The organism is Agromyces aerolatus, from assembly GCF_031432255.1.
Classification (GTDB): Bacteria; Actinomycetota; Actinomycetes; order Actinomycetales; family Microbacteriaceae; genus Agromyces.
The window spans coordinates 1-17,644 of the sequence record NZ_JAVKGQ010000020.1 but is presented as its reverse complement, the minus strand read 5'-3'; the positions used below and the strand labels follow the sequence as shown (position 1 = coordinate 17,644).

Genomic DNA, 17,644 nt, shown 5'->3' with positions numbered 1-17,644 from the left:
CTCCTCAGAAGTGCAGGGCAGCGAGGAAGTCCTTCAAGCTCTGCGTCTGGGGTGCTGCAATCGCCTGTGCCGCCGTGGTGTTCTCGATGATCTCACCGTCCTCGAAGAAGATGAACCGATCCGCCGCGCGTGACGCGAACGCCACGTCGTGCGTCACCAGCAGGCAGGCGATCCCCTCATCCCGTTTGAGGCGCGACAGCACCCCGAGCACCTCGGCGGAGACGGGCGGATCCAGCGCGGACGTGATCTCATCGCAGAGCAGCACCGTCGGCCGCATCATGAGCGCGCGGGCGATGGCGACCCGCTGACGCTCGCCCCCGGAGAGCTGGGTGCTCTTCGAGTACATGTGGTGCTCCATGCCGACCTCGGACAGCGCGCGTGCCGCGCGTTCCTTGATCTGCGCCGCGGGCTCGCGCAGGACGCGCCGCGGCGCGAGCGCGAGGTTCTCGTACACGTTCATGTGCGGCCAGAGCGTGTAGTTCTGGAAGATCATGCCGATCTTGCTCGCGACGTCGTCCCACTCGTCGGTTCGCTCACCGTCTCGGACGGCCGGTACCCCGCACACGTCCAACTCGCCCTCGTCGGGCTCGTCGAGCCCGGCGATGAGGCGGAGCAGGGTGCTCTTGCCCGAGCCGCTGCGTCCCATGAGCACGCTGATGGTTCCGAGCTCGAGGTCGAGGTCGACGCCGTTCAGGACCTTGCGGCCGTCGAACGACTTCCGGATGCCTCGCGCCCTCAGCAGCAACTGCGAGTCGGGCTCGACCGGGTCTGCGACGTCAGGCCCGCCGTTGGCCAAGTGATCGCTCACGCGCACTCCGATTCTCTTCGATGTCCATTGGACCAGACCGCGGGTGCGGTCAGGCGAACTCGGGGATCACGTCGCGCGCGAGAATGCGCAGCGACCGCTCGACGGCCTCGTGCTCGATGCCCCCGAAGCGGATGAAGCACGAGATGTGCTGAAGGTCGAACTCGTCGCGCATGCGTGCGATCGCCGCCTTCGCGTACTCGGCGTCGCCGATGATGGCGATTCCCGAACGGTTCAGCGAGTCGATCGAGAGCCGGCCGTCGCCGGATCCGCCCGCGGTCGGCGAGGTGCTGAGCGGGCCGTAGGACTTGTACGACTCGTACCCCTTCGCGATCTTCGTGCCGCCCGCGCCCGGCGCGAGCGACTGCAGCGTCTCGAAGTGCCACTTCAGCGGCGTCTCCGCCTGCAGCCGGGCCTGATCGGTCGTCTCGGCGAGGTGGATGATGATGTTGACGGGGATGTCGACCGCCGCGCGATCGTACCCGCGGTCCAGGTAGGCGTCGATGGCGCTGTTCATGTTGGTGCGCATCTCCTCCATCGTCTGCCGGAGGCTCGGCTGTGTGAAGACCTGGACGCCGAGGTCGGCTGCAGCGGCGAAGCTCTCCGGGCTCGCCGCGGCCACCCACATCGGCACCCGGTCCTGTGCGGGCCGGGGGTGCAGCGACGTGGGCGGGAGGCGGTAGTACTCGCCCGCGAACTCGAAGGTGTCGTTCTCCCACAGGCCGCGGATGATCTGCACGCTCTCCGCGTACATCTGGCGGCTCTTTTCGGCATCGAGTCCGAAGGTGTCGAACTCGCGCGGCTGGTATCCGCGTCCGGTGCCGAACGCGAGACGCCCGCCGCTCAACCGGTCGACCATCGCGTACTGCGCCGCGGTGTGCACCGGGTGCGTGAACGGCAGGATGGAGACTCCGGGCCCGAGCTTGATGCGCGAGGTCCGGGTCGCGGCGGCCGCGAGCAGCACGGCCGGCTCCGGCGCGCTGCCGTAGCGGGAGCCGTGGTGCTCGGCGAGCCACGCGCCATTGAAGCCGAGCTCGTCGGCGAGGACGATCTGATCGAGGACCTCGCGGTACGCCCGGTCGGCGTCGTCGTGGGGATCCTCGCAGACGAAGAAGACATCGAATTTCACAGTGGGTTCCTCCCTGGCGAGCCTGGTCGCCTACGGTCGAGCTGGGGTCGGGGTTTCGAGGTTCCAGGCGCCGCCGCCGTCGACGACGACGATCTCGGAGCTGATCATGCTGGCCATGTCGGAGACCAGGAACAGTGCGACGCGAGCGACGTCGTCGGCATCCATCTGGCGCCCGAGCGCGGGGATCGACGCGGGATTGCCGATCCGTGCGCTCACCCCCGGGGTTCGCGTCACGCCGGGCGTCACCACGAAACCCGGCGCCAGGCCGACGACGCGGATGCCGAGCGGTCCGAGCTCGACGCCGAGGTTGCGGGTCAGCATCGCGACGCCGGCCTTGGCGGCGGCGTAGTCGATCGGATTCGCCGGGGCGAGACGCACTCCGGCGATCGACGACATGTTCAGGATCACGCCGGGCAGACCGGCGTCGGACATCATGCGGGCCGCGAGCTGCGCGCCGAGGAACGTCGAGCGCACGTTGATGTCCAGCATGCGATCCCACTCGTCGACGGTCAGGTCGAGTGCGCTCCGCTTGGGGTAGGCGCCGGCATTGTTGACCCAGACGGTGGGGACGCGGCCTGCCTCGCGGAGGACGCTCGCGAGGTCGTCGAACGAGGCGGGTTCGAGCACGTCGAGCCCGATCGCTTCGGCGCTTCCGCCCGCGGCTCGCAGCTCCGCGGCCGTGGCCTCGGCGCCGTCGAGGTTCCGGTCGGCGATGACGACATGCGCGCCGGCCTCGGCCAGGCGGCGGGCGATGCCGGCGCCGATGCCCTCGGCCGAACCGGTGACGACCGCGGTGCGGTCCCGGAGCGAGAGGAGGTCGCCGAGGGGGAGGGGTTCGGTCAGCGTCAAGGTGTGCGCCTTTCTCGGAAGTGGTCCGCGCGGTGTGCGCGGTCCGGCATGGACTGATCGCGGACGGTGAGGATGGAGGGCGGGCCTCAGCCGAGGTGGAGGCCGCCGTCGATCAGGAGATCGATCCCGGTGACATACGAGGCGTCATCCGAGAGGAGGAAGGCCACCGCGCCGGACATCTCGTCGATCTCGGCGAGCCGGCCGAGCGGGATGCGCGGCAGGGCCGCCTCGACCGTGGGGTCGGGGATGCCCCGCATCAGGTGGTTGAGGTACCCCGGCGAGATCGAGTTCACCCGGATGCCGAACCGGCCCAGGTCGAGCGACGCGTTCCGGGTCATCCCCAGCACGGCGGCCTTGGTCGCGACGTAGCCGATATTGCCCCCACCCACCCCGCCGGTGTGTGCCCAGATGGACGAGACGTTGACGATCGACCCGCCGCCGAGGCGCTTCATCTGCGGCAGCACGGCGTGCATGCCGAGCGCGATGCCCGTCTGATTGATCGCGACGACGCGGTCCCAGTCGCTCGCCGACCAGTCCTGCACCCCGGGTCGGGACGAGATCCCGGCGTTGTTGACGAGCCCGGACACCGGGCCGAAGCGCTGCTCCGCGGTCGCGACGGCGCGCTCCCAGTGCCCGCCGTCGGCGACGTCGAGCTCGACGAACTCGGCGGTCAGACCCTCGGCGCGGATCTCCGCGGCGACCGCCTCACCCGGTTCGCCCAGCACATCGCCGAGGAGCACGGCGGCTCCTTCGCGGGCCAGCCGCCAGGCGTGTGCTTTCCCCTGGCCCTGTGCTGCGCCGGTCACGAGGACGGTGCGGTCCTGCAGTCTGTTCACGGTGTTCCTCTCGCGGTGTCACGATTCGTTCGATGCTGCGCCGGTCGTCAGCCGGGTGCTGCGCCGGTGGTCAGTAGGTGACGTAGACCTTCCGGAGCGTCTCGTGGACGTCCCAGCGTCCGGACCATCCCTCGGGCAGGACGAGCAGGTCGCCGGCTCGCAGCTCGAAGGTCTGCCCGGTGGCGAGATCCGTGACGGTCCCCGATCCCGACTGGATGTAGCAGACCTCGGTGTCGGCTCGGTCGAGCACCGGCCATCCGCCGGGTTCGCTCTCCCAGATCCCCGCGGCGCCGTCGCCGGAGGCGACCGCGGTCGACCGGACGAGCGGCGTTCCGCGATCGGCGCCGGGCCGGATGCCCCTCGGTTGCAGGATGGACTCGACGGAGGTGCCGGTCAGGTGGATCGGTGCGGTCATGACGTTCCTTTTCGGGTGAACACGAGCGGATTGCCGGAGGCATCCAGACTGATGAGTCGCTGCTCGTGATCCAGGACGAGCGACTCGAGCGGGCGGACGCCCGGGAGGGTGCCGACGAGGGCGGCGAGCTCGTGCTCCGACCGGTAGCCGATGGCGATCCGTCCCGGCACGGGCTGGTCGACCGGCGCGGTGAGCGCGAGCCGGATGGGACGTCGCTCGAACGCCGCGTACCGGTCGCCGTCGCGGAAGGCGAGCTCGAGGCCGAGCGCCGAGTACAGGGCGATCGCGGCATCCAGGTCGTCGACCGGGAGGTACACCGAGTCGATGCCGGCCGAGGTCACGACCTGACCTCCTGGATCACGCGGATGTGCTCCGTCTCGGTCGGACTGCCCGGTTCCCGGTCCGGTCGCCGGTTCGGCCTTCGCGCGCCGGCGCGCGGCGGGCCGCCGAGGCCGCGGCGTTCGAGCCAGCTCACGATGAGCGAGGCCGGGAACGCGATGGCGAAGTACATGAGGCCGAGCATCGTGAACACCTCGAGCGGCCGGTACGTCGCGCTGGCGAGCACGTTCGCCTGGAAGGTCATCTCGGTGACGCCGATGACCGACACCAGCGACGAGTCCTTGAAGAGCTGGATGTCGAGGCTGAGGATGTTCGGCACCTGCTGCCGGAGCGCCTGCGGCACCATGATCCGGACGAGGATGTCGAAGCGGGAGAGCCCGAGCATCCTCGCGGCCTCGATCTGCTCCTTCGGGACCGCCTGCAGCCCGGCGCGATATGCCTCAGCGAGGTACGCCGTCATGTTCAGGCACAGCGCGAGGATGCCCGAGGCGAGCGCCGAGAGGGAGAACCCGGTGAGCGCCGGCAATGCGAAGAAGAACCAGAGCAGCTGGACGAGCAGCGGGGTGCAGCGGAAGAGCTCGATGTACAACTGGGCCGGCACCCGGAGCACCGGCGAGGTCGACATGCGAGCCGCGGCCACGGCCAGGGCGAGCACGCTGGGGACGATGATCGCCACCGCCGCGATGAGGAGCGTCAGCCCGAGTCCCTGCAAGAGCGCAGGGAAGGCCTCGGCAAGGACTGACCAGTCGAATTCATACCCACCGAACATGAGTGCTCACCTCTTTCCGTGGCCGCAGCCGTCAGCAGGACATCGAGCCGAGGTTGTCCTCGGCGATGTAGCCGGACTCGGTCATCGCGGCCGCGAAACGGCCCTGGTTGACCGAGTCCTCGATGGCGAAGTTGACCGTCTGCAGCGAGTGCTCGTCGATGTTGGGCGAGACGCCGTTCACGACGCTGTTCGTGACGATGACGGGGTCGGGCACGACGATGCAGAGGTCCGGGTCGCTCGCGACGTACGTCGTCGCGGTCCCGATGTCGGTGAAGAGCGACGAGGCCCGCCCGGCCTTCATCGCCTGCGCGGCATCCTGATAGGTCTGGAGGAGGACCGGTTCCTGCAGCAGGTCGCGGAGCGCGAGCGCCTGGTCGAACGAGGTCCCCTGGGCGGTCGCGACCGGAGCGTCGGCGATGAGGATCGACTCCGCGGTCGGGTAGGTCTCCGCAGCGGAACGCGGGATCACGAACACGCCCTCGTAGGTCCAGCCGGGAACCGTGAAACGAACCGCGAGCGTGCGTGCCATCGTCGCGTCGATGTTCGCGGCGATGTCGTACTTGCCGGCCTGCAGGCCCGCGATGATCGACTGGTACGTCGTGCCCACGTTGACGAACTCGACGTCGAGTGCCTCCGCGAGCTCCTTGAACGGGAGCAGGACCGGGCCATCGCACGAGCCGTCGGCCTCGACCTTGCTGGTCGGCGGCGAATCCGCGCACGCGACGCGCAGCTCGCCGTTCTTCTTGATCTCAGCGATCCAGGCGCCGGGCGAAGCGCCACCGGACGATGCGGTGCTCGCACCGCTCGGCGCGAGCATCGCCGCACCGAAGCCCGCGAGTGCACCGAGGACGATGACGCCGAGGGCGGCGAGGACGGGGGAGGGTTTCTTGGATCGTGCCATGGTGAAGGGCCTGCTTTCTGAGGGTTGGATGGTGCGGTGCGGTGGGTCCTCGTTCGTGCGTGCGTTCCGTCGGCGGTCAGGCCGCGGCGTGGTTGTGGCTTCGGGTGAGCGCGCGGAGCTCGCGCTCGAAGTAGATGAGCGGGACGCCCGAGTCGATCTCGAGCTCCTCGAGCTCGACGAACAGAATCGTGTGGTCGAGGAAGTCGAAGGTCCGGGAGACTCGGCCCGACATCGCGACGAGGCTGCCGTGGATGTACGGCACACCCGCGCGCCAGGACCAGTCGAGCGCGGCGAACTTGTCGGCGGTCTTGCTGGCGAGGACCCCCGCGACCGGCGACTGCGCCCCCGCGAGGAGGTGTACACCGATGCGCGAGGAGCTCGTGAGGTGCGCATGCGAGCGCGAGGAGTGCGCGATCGACACGGCGAGCGTGGGTGGTTCGGCGCTGTACGAGAAGACCGCGGTGGCTACCAGCCCTCGCGGCGACCCGCTCTGGTCACGGACGGTCACCGCCGTCACGGAGGCGGCGAGCATGGACATCGCCCGCCGGAACTGCTCGAGGTCTAACATGCAGCCCAGTCTGTGAGAGGGCCGCGCCGCGAAACATCCTCATTGCGTCGGTACGTCACGAGGAAGTCGACGGATCGTCGGGCGGTGTTCACCGCGGGGATGGTATGCGAGGGTGGGTCGCATGAGCGATCCGGACGATGAGTTCTCGTTCCTGGCCGAGCAGGCGGTCGAAGCCGGTCTCGGCGGCCGGCTTCCACGCGCCGAGCGGGTGAGCCTCGACCTTCCCGACGGGCGCACGCTGAGTGCCCTGCGGTACGAGCCGGCAGACGGCAGCGGGGCGGATGCCCCGGTGGCGACGTTCCTCCACGGCGCCGGATTGAACGCGCATACGTGGGACGTCACCATCCTCGCGCTCGGCCTGCCCGCGCTGGCGATCGACCTGCCGGGGCACGGCGACTCCTCGTGGCGCTCGGATGCCGCCTATGTCGGACGTGTGCTCGCGCCGGACGTCGCGGCCGGACTCGACGCGTGGACCGACCGGCCGCAGCTGCTCGTGGGCCACTCGCTCGGCGGGCTCACCGCGGCCGCGGTCGCGGCGACCCGTCCCGAGCTCGTCGCCGAGGTCGTCGTGATCGACATCACCCCCGGCCTCGACCTGAACGGCGGCGCCGCGCAGCTGCGCGAGTTCTTCGCGGGCGCGACGGACTGGGCGAGTCGCGACGAGCTCGTCGAGCGCGCGCTCGCATTCGGGCTCGGCGGCACCCGGCGGGCCACCGAGCGCGGCGTGTTCTTCAACTCCCGCCTGCGTGCCGACGGGCGCGTCGAATGGAAGCACCACTTCGCGCACCTGGCCGCGGCCGCCGCGAACGCGGACCCCGCCCACGCGGACCCCGCCCACGCGGACCCCGCCCACGCGGACCCCGCCCACGCGGCTCGCGCTGCCAGCGCCGAGCCGGATGCGCTCGCGGCGATCCTGGGCGAGGCAGGCTGGGAGGACCTCGCCGCGATCGACGCGTCGATCACGCTCATCCGCGGCGAGCGCGGCTTCCTGACCGATCGGGATGTCGCCGAGTTCCGCGACCGCGTCCCGGATGCCACCGTCGAGACGATGCCCACCGGGCACAGCGTCCACGAGGAGCAGCCGCTGCAGCTCGCCGCGCGACTGCGCGCGCTCGCCCAGGCCGGCACCTCGCGCGCACCGCGCTCGACCTGAGCCGTACGCGCCGTGCACGCCGTGCACGCCGTGCACGCCGTGCACGCCGTGCGCGGTGTCTCCGGCGACGTCCTGCCCGAAGCATCCGGAAGCCGGTGACCCGGCCCGCGCCATCGTGGTACCCGTCGCCGCGGAGAAACGAGGCGGGCGGCCGCACCTTCCGGTGCGACCGCCCGCCGTGGGGTTCGGGCCGGCTCAGCCCTGCGAGCGCGTGCGCAGGCGCGACGCGGCCAGCAGGCCGCCCGCGAGCACGAGCAGGAGCGCGGCTGCGGCGCCCCACGCGGGCACGTCGGTGCCGGTGTGCGCGAGCTTCTGCTTGCCCGCGGGGCTGCTCGGCGCGTCGTTCGAGCCCGAGCCCGAGCCATCCGGCTGGTTGCCGGAGCCGTCGGGATCCGGCACGACCGCGGCGGCGGTCACGGTGACCTCGGCCGACGCGACCATCGCCGGGGCGACGGCGTACACGCGGTACTCGCCCGCCGCGGTGCCGGCCGGAACCGTCACGCTGCCGGTGAACGTGCCGTCCTCGGCCACGACGCCCTCGCTGACGTGCACCGAGTCGGTGCCGCTGTAGAGGCGCAGCTCAGCTTCGTCGCCGGCGATGAAGCCGCGCGCGCTGAACGAGATCGCCGAGCCCGACTGCACCGTGGCGGCGCTCAGCTCGAGCGAGGCGCCCTCGCTGTCCTCGGGGACGGTCGTGGGGTCGAGCGGGTCGGTGCCCTCACGCGAGAGCTCGCCATCAGCGTCGGCGACGTAGACGCCGGGCTGGTCCTCGACCGGGTGGCCGGGCGTCTCGTCGCACTCGTCGCCGATGCCGTCGCCGTCGAGGTCGCTCTGAGCGGGGTTGGCGTGGTCCGGGCAGTTGTCGAGCTCGGCCGGGACGTCGTCGCCGTCCGCGGTGATGGCCACGTGCGTCGAGGCGGTCGCGGTCAGGCCGTTGGACTGGGTGACCTGCACCGTGACCTCGCCCGTGAAGAGCTCGGAGAAGGTGTGGTTGAACACCGGCTCGGCCGAGAACGCGTCGAACTCGAGGTCGCCGTCGACGTCCCAGGCGTACTCGGTGATCTCGTCGTCACCCGCGCCGGGCACCGAACCGCGCGCGTCGAACGTGATCGACGTGCCGACCTGCTGCACGTACGGGCCGTGCAGCCACGCCGACGGCGCCTCGCCGTCGACGTCGAGGGCCGTGAGCTCGTCGTCCGCGATCTCGTCCCCGGCCTCGGCGTCGTCAGTGGCGAACGCGGCGACCCGGGGCGCCACGACGGACGCGTTGTGGTTCTGCACGGCCTTGGCGCCCGCCGTCATGCCCAGGTCGCGCTTGATGACCTCGGCGACCTGCGCGTGGCCCGTGATGTTCGGGTGGTACCAGTTCATCATGTCCTTGCTGAAGTCCGCGTCGGTGCGCGAGCCCAGCGGGTTCTGGATGCCCTCGGTCTGCCAGAACTCGTTGACCCAGGTGTACGGGTTGGTCTTGCCCACGTGCGGCTCGGGCTCTTTGCCCTGGAACGCCGCCGACACGTTGCCGGCGTGGTAGACCTTCGCGACGCCCGACTGCTGGTTCCACTCGGAGACGAGCGACGCCTGCATCGCGTTGGCCGCGTTGCCGAGGTCGCGCACGCCCTTCGCCGCGTTGTACGAGTAGCTGCCCCAGCAGAGCACCGCGTACTCGCACAGCTCGAAGGTCGTGTTGGTGCTCAGGTGCGGGTACCCGACGAGGATGATCTCGGCCTGCGGTCCGAGCTTGTCGGACAGCGCCTTGATGATCTTCTGGGTCTCCTGCTTGACGAAGGGGATCGCCTTGGTGGCGCCGTCCACGTAGCCGCGGCAGTCGGAGGAGGCGCGCGAGCCGACCACGAAGCAGTAGCGGACGATGTTCTGGAAGTTGACGTCGTTGCCGCCGATGGTCAGCATGACGAGGTCGGTGCCGACGGGCACCTGGGAGATCTGGTTGGCGAGGACGTCCTTCGTCTCGTTGCCGCTCCACGCGTACGAGTTGTAGCGCACGAACATGTTCGGCTGGGTGTTCAGCCAGTCGACGTACTTCGACGCGTAGTTGTTGTGGCTGCGCCGCGCGTCGCCGGGGCCGTAGTACGCTCCGGCGCCGTTGCCGGCGGTGTACGAGTCGCCGATCGCGACGACGTCGTACGTCTGCTTTCCGGCGGGCGCCTCGCCCGCCGCGGCGGGAAGCGCAGTCGAGGTGGCGAGCAGGGCGGCGACCGCGACGGCGGCAGCACCCAGGAGTCGTTTCTTCAGCATGCGTGACCTTTCGGTGGGCGGGGGTGCTCCGGGGGCACGCGCGGCGACTCAGCCGGACTTCCCCCCAGGCGCCCTCAGCGAATCGCACGCTCAGAAGACTCGCAACTCAGGTGAGTAGAACCCTCCCGGTCAGCTCACCGGTCGACGGCGGGGGCCGGGCCGCGGGTCGCGTAGACCGCGGTGTCGGTCCACTCGCCGCGCATCCACCAGTCCTGGATGAAGGTCGCCTCGAGCCGCATGCCCAGTCGTTCGCAGAGCCGGGCGGATGCCTCGTTGCGGGCGTCGAGCGTCGCCTGGACGCGGTGCGCACCGAGCTCGTCGAACGCGAACGACAGCACCGCGCCCGCGGCTTCGCGGGCGAGCCCGAGACCGTGGAACGCGGGGTGCACGACCCAGCCGATCTCGAGGCCGGCGTGCTCGGCCCGGTCGACGCGGAGCATCACGTCGCCGATCACGCGGCCGGGCTCGGTCGAGCCCTCCGGGAGCTGCACCGCGAAGATGACCGCGTCGCCGTCGGCGGCGAGCCGACGCCATGAGGCGCGCTTGCGTGTGTGTGCGACGCCCTCGTGCTTCGACCACTCGGGCCACGGGATGTAGCGCAGCACCTCGGGCAGCTGCTGGTACCGCCAGACGTCCTCGGCGTCCTCGTCGCGCAACGGGCGCAGGATCAGCCGCTCGGTCGTGATCGGGGCGGTGTCGAGGGGCGTGGCGTCGTAGGGGAGCTTGAGCGCGGGCGGGGTCGGGTGGGTCGACACGATGTTCAGCCGAAGCGATGGTGCGAGGCATCCGCCTCACGCGAAGCATCCGTCACCGTGGCCGCACCCGGGGACTCGGCCGTGACGCCGAACAGCATCTCGACCGCGTCGATGAAGGCGCGCTGCTCGCCGGCGCGCGCCGCGTCGCGCGAGCGCACCATGGGCGTGTGCAGCAGCACGCCGGCCATGTGGCGCAGCGCCGCCTCGGTGGCGCCGTCGTCGCCGCGGCCGCGAGCGCGCGCGATCTCGGCGTCGAGCACGTCGTACACGTGCTTGCGCAGCGCGACCACCGTCGGGGCGAGGTCGAGCTCTTCGCCCGCGTCGCCGAAGTCGCGTGCGGCGTTCCGGATGAGGTCGCGTGCGGCATCGGTCGCCGCGAACTCCTCCATGGGCGCGTGGATCTTGATGGTCTCGAGGTCGAGCAGCTCGACGCCCGTGACCTCGGTCACGTCGGGGTTGACATTGCGCGGCAGCCCGAGGTCGATCACGAGCTGGCGGCGCTCGGAGCCGGGCTCGGGCACGATCGCGCTGTCGAGCGTGCGCACGGGCGCGGTCTCGGCCGCGGTCGCGGCCGCGAGGTGTTCGCGGCCGTCGGCGAGCAGCGCCCGATCGACCACGAAGTGCTCGGCGAGCGTGCAGGTGACGATGACGTCGGCCTCTGCGGCGGCGCGGGCGTAGTCGCCGCGGCCGATCGCGGGCACGTCGTGCGAGGCCGCGAACTTGGCGCCGCGGTTCGACGGCGAGTACACCGCGATGTCGGATGCGCCGCGCTCGCGGAGCGCGGCGAGCGACGCGCCCGCGTAGCGGCCGGTGCCCACCAGCAGAACGCGCGTGCCGGCCCAGTCGGTGAGGCGGCTCTCCGCGAGATCGAGCGCGAGCCGGACGAGTGAGCGGCCCTCGCTGCCGAGCCCCGTGCGGTTCTTGACCGCGCGGGAGGTCTGCGAGGCCCGCTGGAAGAGGCGCTCGAGCTCGGGCGAGGTGGTGCCCTCGCTGCGTGCGCGTTCGAGTGAACGGCGCACCTGGCCGGCGATCTCGCCCTCGCCGACGACCACGGACTCGAGACCCGAGGCGACCGCGAACAGGTGGGCGGCCACGGCGTTGCCGTGCGTGAACTCGAAGGTGCTCCGCAGCTCGTCGGGCTCGAGCCCGGCGACCTCGCCGACCGAGCGGATGGCGCCGTGCACGGCGTCGACGGGCGACTCGCCGTCGGGCGTGCCGAGGTCGAGGTACGCCTCGAAGCGGTTGCACGTCGACACGACCACGGCGCCCTGGACTGCCTCGTGACCGCCGAGGAGTCGACGGCCGGCGCCGCCCGCGGACGCCGAGAGACGTTCGAGCATGTCGAAGCCGGCGTTTCGGTGGCTCGCAGTAAGGCAGATGAGCACGCATCGATTCTACCCGGGGTCGAAAGCGGGTCCAGCCAGGCTTACCTCACTTGCGGGCCCCGGCGCCTGGAGACGCCCCGCTGCGCGACTGAGAGAATGGGCCGGTGATCCTTCCTCCGCAGCATCCGCTCTCGGCCGGCCTCACCAGCGACTCCCGACTCGTGCGGGCCTACCGCGCCGAACGGAGCGACACGACCCCCGTCTGGTTCATGCGTCAGGCCGGGCGGTCGCTGCCCGAGTACCGCGAGCTGCGCGTCGGGACGCGCATGCTCGACGCGTGCCTCGAACCGGCGATGGCGGCCGAGATCACGTTGCAGCCCGTGCGCCGGCACGGCGTCGACGCGGGCATCTTCTTCAGCGACATCGTGGTGCCGCTCAAGCTCGTGGGCGTCGACGTCGAGATCCAGGCCGGCCGCGGGCCGGTCTTCGGCAAGGCGTACGCGGATGCCGCGGCGGTCGCCGAGCTCACAGCGATCGACCCCGCGACGCTCGACGAACGGGCGGCGCCGATCACCGAAGCCGTGCAGCGCACCGTCGCCGAGCTCACCACGATCGACAACGGGTCGGGCACGGCCACGCCGCTCATCGGCTTCGCGGGTGCGCCGTTCACGCTCGCGGCCTATCTCACGGAGGGCGGACCGTCGAAGGACCACCTCGCGGCCCGGACGCTCATGCACGCCGATCCGGGCGCGTGGCGGGCGCTCATGCACTGGACCGCCGAGGTCACCGGCCGGTTCCTGCGGACGCAGGTCCTCGCGGGGGCATCCGCCGCGCAGCTGTTCGACTCCTGGGCCGGCGCGCTCTCGCTCGCCGACTACGAGGAGCAGGTCGCACCGGCGTCCGCCAGAGCGTTGTCCTTCGTGCACGACCTCGCGTTCGAGACGAACACCGCCGAGCCTGTCGAGGCGTCGGCTGGGGCGGATGCCTCGCCCGGGGCCGGCCGGTCCACGCGGTCGGTGCCCGTCGTGCACTTCGGCGTCGGCACGGGCGAGCTGCTCGGCGCGATGCGCGGCGTGGGAGCCGACACGGTGGGAGTCGACTACCGCGTGCCGCTCGATGTCGCGGCCGAGCGCGTCGGCGCGGGCGTTCCGCTGCAGGGCAACCTCGACCCGGCGCTGCTGGCCGCCCCGTGGCCGGTGCTCGAGCGCGCGGTGCGCGACGTCCTGTCCCGCGCCGAGGCGGCTCCCGCGCACGTGTTCAACCTCGGGCACGGGGTGCCGCCCGCCACCGACCCGACCGTGCTCACCCGGGTCGTCGAGCTCGTGCACGAGGTCGCGGCGTGACCGAGCTGCGCTCCGAGGTCGTCGTCGTGGGCGGCGGGGTCGCCGGGCTCGTCGCGGCGCTCGAGTGCGCGCGGCTCGGGCTCTCGGTGACGGTGCTCGAACGGGCCGCGACGGCAGGCGGATGCGTCGGGCGGATCGAGCTCGCCGGGCTGACCCTCGACTCCGGGGCCGAGTCGTTCGCCACCCGCGGCGGCGGGGTGGCCGAGCTCATCGAGCACGTGGGCCTCGAGGGCGACATCGTGAAGCCGAACCCGGCGGGTGCGTGGCTCGCCATGCCCGGCCCGAAGGGCGGCGTCGTGGCGGCGCCGCTGCCGAAGACCGGCATGCTCGGCATCCCGGCGAACCCGCTCGGCGACGATGTGCGCGCCATCATCGGCTGGGGCGGCGCCGTGCGCGCCTACGCCGACCGGCTCACGCCCATCCTGCGGATCGGACGCGCACGGAGCCTCGGCGACCTCGTGCGCACGCGCATGGGACGGAAGGTGCTCGACCGGCTCGTGACGCCGATCAGCTCGGGCGTGTACTCGGCGAACCCCGACGACCTCGACCTCGATGTCGTCGCGCCCGGACTCAACGAGGCCATGACGCGCGCGGGATCGCTCTCGGGCGGGGTGGCCGAGCTGGTCGAGACACGGCGGGCGGGCAGCGCCGTGCTCGGGCTGCGCGGGGGCATGCACCGGCTCGTCGACGCGCTGCTCGCGGAGCTCGACCGCTTCGGCGCGACCGTGATCACGTCGGCGGAGGTCGTGGGCCTCGAGCGGCGCGCGGGTTCGCCGGGTTCGCCGGAGACGCGGGGCGCGTCGGGTGCTGCGGGTGTGTCGGAGACGCGGGGTGCGTCGGGGACACCGGGTCCGTCGGGATCTCCGGGCTGGCGTGCGCGCGCCCTGGTCCGCGCCGCCGCCACCGGAAGCGCCGCGGACGGTGCGCACGCGGGGGCGCGGGCGGGTACTGGCGCGGGTGCCGCCGAGGGTGCTGCCGCGCGGACTGCCGCAGACGGTGCTGCCGGCGGCGCGGCGGAGGCCGACGTCGAGCTCGTCGTCGAAGCGGCGTACGCGATCGTCGCCACGCCCGCGCACGCGGCGCGGCCGCTCCTGGCGACGAGCGTCGACGGCTGGGCCGATGTGCCGGATGCCCCGGACGCGGCATCCGTCGAGCTCGTGACGCTCGTGCTCGACGCGCCCGCGCTCGCCGCCGCGCCGCGCGGCACGGGCGTGCTCGTCGCGGCCGACACGCCGGGTGTGGCGGCCAAGGCGCTCACGCACTCCAGCGCGAAGTGGGCCTGGGTCGCCGAGACCGCGGCGCCGCATCAGGTCGTCCGGCTCTCTTACGGGCGCCTGGGCGGTGCGAACCCGCTCGACGGCCGCAGCGACGCCGACGTCGCGGAGCTGGCCGTCGCGGATGCGTCGGCGCTCACCGGCGTGCCGCTCGACCGCTCGATGCTCGTCGATTCCGGCCGCACACCGTGGCGGGACGCGCTGTCGCACGCGGCACTCGGCCAGCGCGATCGGGTGCGCGCCGTCGAGGAGGCGGTCGCCGCGGTGCCCGGTCTCGAGGTCACCGGGTCGTGGCTGTCCGGGACTGGACTCGCGTCGGTCGTCCCGCATGCGAAGGAGGCCGCGTCGCGTGTGCGTCATCTCGCGGTGCGTGCCAGGGCGGGCGGCGAGACGGGCACCAGCGCATAAGAACGCATAGCCCGAGCGGAATACTTCGGCGCAACCCCCTTGCACGGACTTGGCCGGGGTCTACTCTGGATGAAGTCGCGCCCCGGCGCGCGGCAGGATTGGGGAGGACATGAAGGGCAAGCTTCTCTTCGTCGTCGGACTCGGCGTCGGCTACGTGCTCGGCACGCGCGCGGGTCGCGAACGCTACGAGCAGATCGCACGTGCGGCCGACCGCGTCTGGAACCAGCCGGCGGTGCAGCAGGGGGTGGGCGCGGTCAAGGAGTTCGCGGCCGACAAGCTCGGCGACGTCTCCGAGGTCGTGCTCGACAAGGCCAAGGAGCTCATCGGCAACACGACCTCGAAGGGCTCGTCGCCCGCGCGGTCGTCCGCCTCGAGCTCATCGAGCTCCGCGAACGCGTCGTCGTCGAGGGCCGCGACCGGCTCGTCGGCGAAGCCGAAGCCGAAGTCGAGCTCGAAGTCGTCGTCGACGCGCTCGAGCACATCCGCCGCATCCGATTCCTGACCTCGAAGGGAGGCGATCGGTCATGGCCGATCCCACGAACGACGAACGCTCCCTCTTCACGCTGATCGGCGAACTGCCCGACCGGGTCTCGACGCTCGTGAAGGCCGAGATCGACCAGATCAAGGCCGAGATCTCCTACAAGGTCAAGCACTTCGGCATCGGCGCGGGCCTCATCGCGGCCGCGGCGTTCGTCGGCGTGTTCTTGCTCGGCACCCTCATCGCGACGGGCATCCTCGCGCTGTCGCTGGTGATGCCGGGCTGGGCGGCCGCGCTCACGGTGTCGGGCGTGCTGCTGCTCATCATCGCGATCATGGTGGGGATCGCGATCCTCAACTTCAAGCGCGGCGCGGCACCGCTCGAGTCGATCGACAGCCTGCGCAAAGACCTCGACGTCGTGAAGGGAACCGGCGACTATGACCGCGACTGACGCACCGACCCCGGTCGCCGAGAGGTCGAAGCGCGACCAGAAGACGCACGAGCGCAATTTGTCGCGCGTCCAGGCTCGCGTCAACGTCGAGCATGCGCGGGCCGACTTCGCGGCCACGCTGAACGCGCTCGAGGACAAGCTCAACGTGCCCAAGCAGGTCTCGCGTGCGAGTGCGCGCACGAAGGTGAAGCTGCGCCGGTTCGCCAAGGAGCAGCCGGCCGCGGCCGTGGCGGCTGCCGCGGGCGTCGCGGTCGCGGTGGGCGGCGTCGTGTGGCTGATCGTCCGGAATGTGACCAGGCCGTAGGGCGGGGACCACACGCATGGCCCAGACGACGCCGTTGATCCGGATGACCGTCGTCGATCGGGTCGTGGAGGTGTTGCGCGACGAGGTGCTGAGCGGTCGCCTGCCGCTCGGAGAGCCGTTGCGCGAGGAACAGGTCGCCGACCGGGTGGGTGCGTCGCGCCATACGGTGCGCACGGCGTTCCACCGGCTCGCGGCCGAGCGGGTCCTCGTGGCGCTGCCGTATCGCGGTGTGCGGGTCGCGGAGCTCGAACCGGGTGCGATCGTCGAGCTGCAGCAGCTCCGCGCGGCGCTCGAGGGCGAGGCGGTCCGCATCGCGAACGAGCGGTTCGGTTCGACGTGGCCCGCTGACGTCACAGCACCCGCGGAGGCGGCGCTCGCGCGTCTCGCCGAGCTCGGGGCGGCCGGGTCTGAGGACTGGCTCGCGGTCGAGCGGGCGCACGCCGACTTTCACCGCGCACTCGTCGGGGCTTCCGGGAGCTCGCGCATCGTCCAGGCGCACGCGGCGCTCGAGAGCGAGCTGATGCTGTTCCTGCTGCACATGCGGCCGCATTACGGTCTCGGCGACCTCGTCGACGAGCACCGGTCGTTCCTCGCGGACGTGCAGCACCGCGGGTCGGTCGCGGTGCACGAGCATCTCGCCCATTCGACTCGGCTGCTGCTCGGCGACTGACGCGCGCCGAGGGCTTTCGGCGTGGCCGCGACGGGCATCTCGTCGCGGGTGCCGCCGGCGGAGCCCCCGGCCGTCGCCATCCGATCAAGGACTTCGCGACCCGTGCGCTCACCACCCTCACCTGACGGCGGGTGGGGGGCGGAGGGCTGAAGAGGTGGTGATCCGGGTCGCGGTGTCGGTGCGCTCCTTCGGCCGTGGTCGCGAACGTGGCATCGGCGGCCGCCACCAGTCGCTCCCGAACGGATCACGAACCGGAGCGTCCCGTGGATGGGAGGCGTGGTCATCGAGCGGGATGACGGCCGAGGCTCCCGCGCGACTGCGCGCGCCATCGCACGATCAGGTTCGGTTGCCCCCACCCGAAGCAGCCCCGGAAGCGCGGGCCGATCCGGTTGGCGGTCGGATACGAGCGCTGTCGTATCGCCCACCAGAAAGTCGGCGTGACCGATGTCGTGTTGGTGTTGGTGCTGGTGCTGGTGGTGGTGGTGGCGGCTCCGATTCTGCCTCCGCCGCGGGTCGGGGTTGTGGGGTGAATCGGGCTGTGCCGCCGAGTCGTGGGGTTTGGTCGGGGTCGAGGTGTGGGGGTGGGATGAACCACACCTGGCCGCGGCGGTCTGTCCTG

Annotated in this window: 19 protein-coding genes; 7 read left to right on the top strand and 12 right to left on the bottom strand. The window is 71.5% G+C overall.

The features are described 5' to 3' along the window. Positions 1 to 4 precede the first annotated feature (4 nt). The 9 genes from RH864_RS17535 to RH864_RS17495 form a co-directional block, all read right to left on the bottom strand. Complete coding sequence (locus RH864_RS17535; RefSeq protein ID WP_310518872.1) at positions 5 to 808, bottom strand: amino acid ABC transporter ATP-binding protein; 804 nt, start codon at positions 806 to 808, stop codon at positions 5 to 7. Between the two features lie 49 nt (positions 809 to 857). Beyond that, positions 858 to 1,934, bottom strand: a complete 1,077-nt coding sequence (locus tag RH864_RS17530; RefSeq protein WP_310518871.1) for an LLM class flavin-dependent oxidoreductase — start codon at positions 1,932 to 1,934, stop codon at positions 858 to 860. A 30-nt stretch (positions 1,935 to 1,964) separates the two neighbouring features. Continuing rightward, entirely contained in the window at positions 1,965 to 2,783 is an 819-nt protein-coding gene (locus RH864_RS17525; protein WP_310518870.1) for an SDR family NAD(P)-dependent oxidoreductase, read from the bottom strand. Positions 2,784 to 2,869: 86 nt separating this feature from the next. Continuing rightward, positions 2,870 to 3,619: an SDR family NAD(P)-dependent oxidoreductase gene (locus RH864_RS17520; protein WP_310518869.1), complete on the bottom strand. Its 750-nt coding sequence runs from the start codon at positions 3,617 to 3,619 to the stop codon at positions 2,870 to 2,872. Between the two features lie 70 nt (positions 3,620 to 3,689). Continuing rightward, a complete protein-coding gene (locus RH864_RS17515; RefSeq protein ID WP_310518868.1) occupies positions 3,690 to 4,034 on the bottom strand; it encodes a cupin domain-containing protein in 345 nt (114 codons plus the stop codon). After that, complete coding sequence (locus RH864_RS17510; protein ID WP_310518867.1) at positions 4,031 to 4,375, bottom strand: VOC family protein; 345 nt, start codon at positions 4,373 to 4,375, stop codon at positions 4,031 to 4,033. Before RH864_RS17510 ends, RH864_RS17515 begins: the two co-directional genes overlap by 4 nt. Beyond that, positions 4,372 to 5,142 carry an amino acid ABC transporter permease gene (locus RH864_RS17505; protein WP_310518866.1) on the bottom strand — a complete coding sequence of 257 codons (771 nt, stop codon included), beginning with the start codon at positions 5,140 to 5,142 and terminating at the stop codon, positions 4,372 to 4,374. The genes RH864_RS17510 and RH864_RS17505 overlap by 4 nt, the downstream gene beginning before the upstream one ends. Positions 5,143 to 5,173: 31 nt before the next feature. Beyond that, the gene (locus RH864_RS17500) at positions 5,174 to 6,043 is read right to left on the bottom strand and encodes a substrate-binding periplasmic protein (protein WP_310518865.1); all 870 of its coding nucleotides are present in this window, start codon (positions 6,041 to 6,043) and stop codon (positions 5,174 to 5,176) included. 76 nt (positions 6,044 to 6,119) lie between these two features. Beyond that, a complete protein-coding gene (locus tag RH864_RS17495; RefSeq protein WP_310518864.1) occupies positions 6,120 to 6,611 on the bottom strand; it encodes a flavin reductase family protein in 492 nt (163 codons plus the stop codon). Between the two features lie 121 nt (positions 6,612 to 6,732). Between RH864_RS17495 and RH864_RS17490 the strand changes: the two genes are divergently transcribed. Continuing rightward, the gene (locus RH864_RS17490; protein ID WP_310518863.1) at positions 6,733 to 7,764 is read left to right on the top strand and encodes an alpha/beta fold hydrolase; all 1,032 of its coding nucleotides are present in this window, start codon (positions 6,733 to 6,735) and stop codon (positions 7,762 to 7,764) included. 195 nt (positions 7,765 to 7,959) lie between these two features. Here the strand turns inward: RH864_RS17490 and RH864_RS17485 are convergent, their stop codons facing one another. The 3 genes from RH864_RS17485 to RH864_RS17475 form a co-directional block, all read right to left on the bottom strand. Then, positions 7,960 to 10,017: an SGNH/GDSL hydrolase family protein gene (locus RH864_RS17485; protein WP_310518862.1), complete on the bottom strand. Its 2,058-nt coding sequence runs from the start codon at positions 10,015 to 10,017 to the stop codon at positions 7,960 to 7,962. Positions 10,018 to 10,151: 134 nt separating this feature from the next. Continuing rightward, positions 10,152 to 10,772, bottom strand: a complete 621-nt coding sequence (locus RH864_RS17480) for a GNAT family N-acetyltransferase (RefSeq protein WP_310518861.1) — start codon at positions 10,770 to 10,772, stop codon at positions 10,152 to 10,154. 5 nt (positions 10,773 to 10,777) lie between these two features. After that, the gene (locus RH864_RS17475; protein WP_310518860.1) at positions 10,778 to 12,157 is read right to left on the bottom strand and encodes a glutamyl-tRNA reductase; all 1,380 of its coding nucleotides are present in this window, start codon (positions 12,155 to 12,157) and stop codon (positions 10,778 to 10,780) included. A 104-nt stretch (positions 12,158 to 12,261) separates the two neighbouring features. Between RH864_RS17475 and hemE the strand changes: the two genes are divergently transcribed. The 6 genes from hemE to RH864_RS17445 all read left to right on the top strand — a co-directional run bounded on the left by hemE (position 12,262) and on the right by RH864_RS17445 (position 17,025). Continuing rightward, positions 12,262 to 13,440 (top strand): uroporphyrinogen decarboxylase, encoded by a 1,179-nt coding sequence (gene hemE / locus RH864_RS17470; protein ID WP_310518859.1) that lies wholly within the window; start codon positions 12,262 to 12,264, stop codon positions 13,438 to 13,440. Further along, positions 13,437 to 15,122, top strand: coding sequence for a protoporphyrinogen/coproporphyrinogen oxidase (locus RH864_RS17465; protein ID WP_310518858.1), 1,686 nt, complete (start codon positions 13,437 to 13,439; stop codon positions 15,120 to 15,122). Before hemE ends, RH864_RS17465 begins: the two co-directional genes overlap by 4 nt. Before the next feature lie 109 nt (positions 15,123 to 15,231). Further along, a complete protein-coding gene (locus tag RH864_RS17460; protein WP_310518857.1) occupies positions 15,232 to 15,624 on the top strand; it encodes a YtxH domain-containing protein in 393 nt (130 codons plus the stop codon). Between the two features lie 22 nt (positions 15,625 to 15,646). Then, positions 15,647 to 16,051, top strand: coding sequence for a phage holin family protein (locus tag RH864_RS17455; RefSeq protein ID WP_310518856.1), 405 nt, complete (start codon positions 15,647 to 15,649; stop codon positions 16,049 to 16,051). After that, positions 16,038 to 16,355, top strand: coding sequence for a DUF3618 domain-containing protein (locus RH864_RS17450; RefSeq protein WP_310518855.1), 318 nt, complete (start codon positions 16,038 to 16,040; stop codon positions 16,353 to 16,355). Before RH864_RS17455 ends, RH864_RS17450 begins: the two co-directional genes overlap by 14 nt. A gap of 16 nt (positions 16,356 to 16,371) precedes the next feature. Next, positions 16,372 to 17,025 (top strand): GntR family transcriptional regulator, encoded by a 654-nt coding sequence (locus tag RH864_RS17445; protein WP_310518854.1) that lies wholly within the window; start codon positions 16,372 to 16,374, stop codon positions 17,023 to 17,025. Positions 17,026 to 17,644: the final 619 nt, after the last annotated feature.

Bases quoted from the DNA above. Each gene is read 5' to 3' on its own strand.
- RH864_RS17515 (WP_310518868.1), bottom strand. From the start codon at position 4,034: ATGACCGCACCGATCCACCTGACCGGCACCTCCGTCGAGTCCATCCTG.
- RH864_RS17505 (WP_310518866.1), bottom strand. From the start codon at position 5,142: ATGTTCGGTGGGTATGAATTCGACTGGTCAGTCCTTGCCGAGGCCTTC.
- RH864_RS17500 (WP_310518865.1), bottom strand. From the start codon at position 6,043: ATGGCACGATCCAAGAAACCCTCCCCCGTCCTCGCCGCCCTCGGCGTC.
- RH864_RS17495 (WP_310518864.1), bottom strand. From the start codon at position 6,611: ATGTTAGACCTCGAGCAGTTCCGGCGGGCGATGTCCATGCTCGCCGCC.
- RH864_RS17490 (WP_310518863.1), top strand. From the start codon at position 6,733: ATGAGCGATCCGGACGATGAGTTCTCGTTCCTGGCCGAGCAGGCGGTC.
- RH864_RS17485 (WP_310518862.1), bottom strand. From the start codon at position 10,017: ATGCTGAAGAAACGACTCCTGGGTGCTGCCGCCGTCGCGGTCGCCGCC.
- RH864_RS17460 (WP_310518857.1), top strand. From the start codon at position 15,232: ATGAAGGGCAAGCTTCTCTTCGTCGTCGGACTCGGCGTCGGCTACGTG.
- RH864_RS17455 (WP_310518856.1), top strand. From the start codon at position 15,647: ATGGCCGATCCCACGAACGACGAACGCTCCCTCTTCACGCTGATCGGC.
- RH864_RS17450 (WP_310518855.1), top strand. From the start codon at position 16,038: ATGACCGCGACTGACGCACCGACCCCGGTCGCCGAGAGGTCGAAGCGC.
- RH864_RS17445 (WP_310518854.1), top strand. From the start codon at position 16,372: ATGGCCCAGACGACGCCGTTGATCCGGATGACCGTCGTCGATCGGGTC.